Genomic DNA, 4469 nt, shown 5'->3' on the forward strand with positions numbered 1-4469 from the left:
ATGATACCCATTGTATAATAAGCCAAAGTGGTAATGAAACCGACGCTGCTGCGACATCCAAGCTGATTTACTTGCAGTTAAGACTTTTGCATGAAAATCAAGCCAAAAGCGCGGTATGCACGGAATAATTCGGACCAAGATCCAGAATAGGTCCATTAAAATACGGGCAGCTCTGACACGCTGTCGATCAGCGTTCATTGGTGTGGCGGTGATGAGCTGCCTACTGAACTTACTTTATCTGACTGGCTCATTTTTTATGCTCGAGGTCTATGATCGCGTTATTCCCAGCCGTTCCATGCCTACCTTATTAGGTCTGTGTACACTTGCGTTTGTCCTCTACAGCTTTCAGGGCGCTATCGAGATCCTGCGTACTCGGATACTAACCCGGGTTGGTATGGCCCTCGATGAAGCTCTCAGTGCACGTGTCTTCAATATTATGGTGCGAGCGCCCCTTAAAAAGGAGGCAACCCATGGCGACGGTCTTTTGCCTCTGCGCGACCTTGAAACAATACGCGCGTTCTTTGGAGGATCTGGACCGTCCGCTTTTTTTGATCTGCCTTGGATGCCAATTTACCTGGTAATTTGTATCTTATTTCATCCATTGATCGGCATAGCTGCTATAATCGGCGTTGCAGTACTGGCCATCTTTGCGTTGCTCACGGATCGCGCCACTCGTACTCCAGCGCTGACCGCGACAACGAAGGGATCCCAGCGTAACAGTTTGGCGGAGGCTGGAGGCCGCAACGCCGAGGTAATCGCTGCATTAGGCATGCAGGAGCGCTTTGCGGCTCGCTGGGGAAGAATTAATTATGATTACATGCAAGATCAACAAAAAATCTCCGATGTCGCTGGAAGTTTCGGCGCGACATCAAAAATTTTTCGTATCGCTTTGCAATCGGCTGTATTGGCATTGGGCGCTTATCTCGTAATTAATGGACAGGCGAGCGCCGGTATCATCATCGCTTCCACTATACTAGTCGCCCGTGCCTTAGCTCCAGCAGAACTCGCTATTGCCAATTGGAAGAGTTTCGTTCAGGCCCGACAGTCATGGATGCGACTATCGGGCCTATTCAACCAGTTTCCAGTCGAAACGCCCCCCCATGCAATTCCAGCACCCCGTCAAACACTTGACGTAATGAATTTAAGCATTGCGCCTCCCGGTAGCCGGCGCTTAACAGTTCAAAATGTAAGCTTTAGTCTCAAGGCGGGGCAGGGGCTGGGCATTATCGGCCCTTCAGCTTCGGGCAAGACGAGTTTGGCGCGGGCCTTGGTAGGTGTTTGGGCAGCGGTGCATGGAGAAGTCCGTCTTGACGGCGCGGAGTTAGCCCAATGGACCGCCGACGATCTCGGTGAACATGTCGGTTTCCTACCTCAAGAAATCGAACTATTCGCCGGGACGATTGCTGAAAACATCGCTCGTTTCCATCCATCCGCCCCTCCGGAGGCAACGGTTACGGCTGCGCGAGCGGCAGGTGTCCACGAAATGATTTTGCGCTTACCTCAAGGCTACGACACACGTATTAGCGAGCGGGGTTCTGGTCTTTCAGCTGGCCAGCGTCAGCGAGTTGGACTAGCGCGAGCACTCTATGGAGACCCTTTTCTTGTCATTCTCGACGAACCTAACGCAAACCTCGACGCCGAGGGCGAAAACGCCCTAACTGACGCAATCCTTGGCGTTCGCTCGCGTGGCGGTATCTGTATTGTAATTGCCCATCGTCCATCTGCGCTCGTCGCTATCTATCTTATACTAATGTTGAGTGACGGTCGGATTCATGCTATCGGACCCAAAGATCAGGTTCTCAACCATGTGTTGAAACCAGCTGCAGTTTCTGTTAACAACAGATTTTAAGGCAGTGATCTCGATACCATTCAAATAAACCATTGTTTTCACGAAAGCGCGACATGAATGCCATTTTCGGCGCTGGATTCCATAACAATAATATGGCGTATTCGAATTCTACGGCCATACAATCGATCCGGAAGCATCTCACAATATGCTCGTGGCTCGTTTCGTTTTTAGTAGTAATAATTGGAGGATGGGCGGCTTTTACACAAATTTCTGGCGCGGTGATTGCGTCTGGTCAGCTCGTAGTTCAGTCCGACGTCAAGAAGGTTCAACACGCCTCCGGAGGAGTGATCGGCGAATTGCGGGTCAGCGAAGGCTCTAAAGTCAAAGTAGGTGATATCCTTATCAGGCTAGATGACACTCAGACCCGTGCAAATCTCGATATTGTCTTGAAAGCGCTCGATGAACTAACGGCGCGTCGCGCTCGCAACGAAGCCGAGCGCGACAATGTCGGTCATGTGCTATTTCCGGGTGAATTGTTGGCTCGCGAAAAAATTGATCCAGCTGTCTCAAACTTGATAGAAGGTGAGACCCGATTATTTAATTCGCGCGTAGCCGGTCGCGTAGGGCAAAAAGCTCAATTGAACGAGCGTATTCAGCAATTGCGGGAAGAGATCAACGGTCGGGTTGAGCAGACGGCCGCTAAAGTACGTGAGTTCAATTTCATAACCGGAGAGCTCAGAGGAGTACGCGAACTCCATGCAAAAAATTTGGTGCCACTTTCTCGTGTAAATGCTCTTGAGCGTGACGCGGCACGCCTTGATGGTGAGCGGAGCCAACTGATAGCCTCGATAGCATCGGCGCGCGGCAAGATCGTTGAAACGGAGTTGCAAATCCTACAGATTGACAGCGACATGCGTACGGAGACCAGCAAGGACTTAGCTGAGATCCGGGGAAAATGGTCCGAATATGTGGAAAAAAGAGCGGCTGCCGAAGATCAACTTAAACGTAGCGACTTAAGAGCGCCGCAGTCGGGGACGGTACACCAGTTGACGGTTCATACTATTGGAGGGTTAATAACACCCTCCGAGCCGGCAATGCTCATCGTGCCAGAGGCAGATCAGCTCGCGGTGGAAGTAAAAATCCAACCACAAGACATCGATAGCGTTCATATTGGACAAGCGGCGGTTCTTCGCTTCTCCGCGTTCAATCAACGTGTTACCCCGGAAATTGAGGGCAATGTTAGTCGTATTTCGGCCGATGTAATAATTGACTTGAAAACAGGGCACAATTACTATACCGTTCGCATCCAAATCCCTGAAAAAGGCAGGCAACAGCTCGGCGACGTGCGTCTGGTTCCTGGTATGCCGGTTGAGAGCTTCATGCAAACCGGCGATCGCTCAGTTTTCAGCTACCTCGTTAAGCCACTTTCCGATCAAATTGTTAAAGCATGGCGGGAACGGTGATAGACATGTAGATGCATGAACTGTCATGGAACTGGATCTATCTTGAACTTCAAACAAAAATATTTTCGTGCTGACAATTTATAATCATACAAATATATAAACAAAAGTTATTTTTATTTTGAGGCGCAGCCTGAAGATGCGCTAGCTGTTCGGCTATAGAACTTCGTTGGGATGCGGCATTTTAAGCGATCGAGCCTACGCTCGGCAGTTAGACGGAGTAGCGCCGTCGGTCTGCCAGGGTGGCTTGACCTGCCCCCGTTCGGTGGCCCAGGTTCGAAGTTAGTGCATCGTCGGTCGTGTGACGATGGCGCAGAACGAGCGGACGGCACTGATCCGCTCGGTTCGGTTGGCCAGATGACGACCTCTGGCGCAGGCGGCTGGTAGCCGAGCGACGAGTGCGGCCAGATGCCGTTGTCGTGCTTCCGCCATCGCTCGATCACAACGTTGGCCTCCTTGAGGGTGTAAAACACCTCGCCGTTGAGGAGTTCATCCCGCAGCTTCGCGTTGAAGCTCTCGTAAATCACCGTTCTCCCATGGACTGCCCGGCTCAATGTAGGCGGTCGTCGATCCCACCGCCGCGATCCAGTCCTGAACGGCCTTGGCGATGAACTCCGGTCCATTGTCCGAGCGGACATGGCCTGGCACACCGCGTAAGCTGAACAGATCCGAGAGCACGTCGATCACGTCCAGCGCCTTCAGTTTGCGGGATACGCGGATGGCCAGACACTCGCGGGTGAACTCATCGATGACGTTCAGCATCTGGTACTTGCGCCCGTTGTGCGTGCGGTTCTCGACGAAGTCGTAGGACCAGACGTGGTCAGGCCGCTCCGGCCGCAGCCGCAGGCAGGAGCCGTCGTTGAGCCAGAGGCGCGACCGCTTCGGCTGACGAGCGGGAACCTTGAGGCCCTCGCGGCGCCAGATCCGCTCGACGCGCTTCACGTTCACCGTCCAGCCGTCACGCCGGAGCAAGGCCGTGATTCGACGATAGCCGTAGCGCCCATACTGCAGAGCCAGAGCGACGATGGCGGCCGTCACAGCGACCTCATCCTCAACCACGACGGCGACCTTGCGCTGGGTCGAACGATGTTGGCCCAGGACACGGCAAGCGAAGCGTTCCGACACGCCGTGCTCGGCAACGACGAAGTCGACACATGCCCGGCGGCGTGCCGGGCTCAGAAGTTTCCCGAGGCGGCCTCCTTTAGAATCAGCTTCTCCAA

At 53.2% G+C, this 4469-nt stretch carries 2 protein-coding genes and 1 pseudogene; 2 read left to right on the top strand and 1 reads right to left on the bottom strand.

What is annotated here, in order from left to right:
• The first annotated feature begins 115 nt into the window (after positions 1-115).
• Together FV233_RS28210 and FV233_RS28215 are read left to right on the top strand one after the other, a co-directional pair.
• Positions 116-1849: a type I secretion system permease/ATPase gene (locus tag FV233_RS28210; protein ID WP_147899494.1), complete on the top strand. Its 1734-nt coding sequence runs from the start codon at positions 116-118 to the stop codon at positions 1847-1849.
• A gap of 92 nt (positions 1850-1941) precedes the next feature.
• Positions 1942-3252, top strand: coding sequence for an HlyD family type I secretion periplasmic adaptor subunit (locus FV233_RS28215; RefSeq protein ID WP_147899495.1), 1311 nt, complete (start codon positions 1942-1944; stop codon positions 3250-3252).
• A 279-nt stretch (positions 3253-3531) separates the two neighbouring features.
• On the opposite strand, the pseudogene FV233_RS28220 reads toward FV233_RS28215, so the two are convergent.
• Positions 3532-4469 (bottom strand): annotated as a pseudogene (locus FV233_RS28220) (IS3 family transposase); the annotation flags it as partial.

Origin of the sequence: Methylobacterium sp. WL7, assembly GCF_008040085.1 — a bacterium.
Taxonomy (GTDB): Bacteria; Pseudomonadota; Alphaproteobacteria; order Rhizobiales; family Beijerinckiaceae; genus Methylobacterium; species Methylobacterium mesophilicum.

Coding starts and splice junctions, on each gene's coding strand:
- FV233_RS28210 (WP_147899494.1), top strand. CDS start 116: ATGCACGGAATAATTCGGACCAAGATCCAGAATAGGTCCATTAAAATA.
- FV233_RS28215 (WP_147899495.1), top strand. CDS start 1,942: ATGGCGTATTCGAATTCTACGGCCATACAATCGATCCGGAAGCATCTC.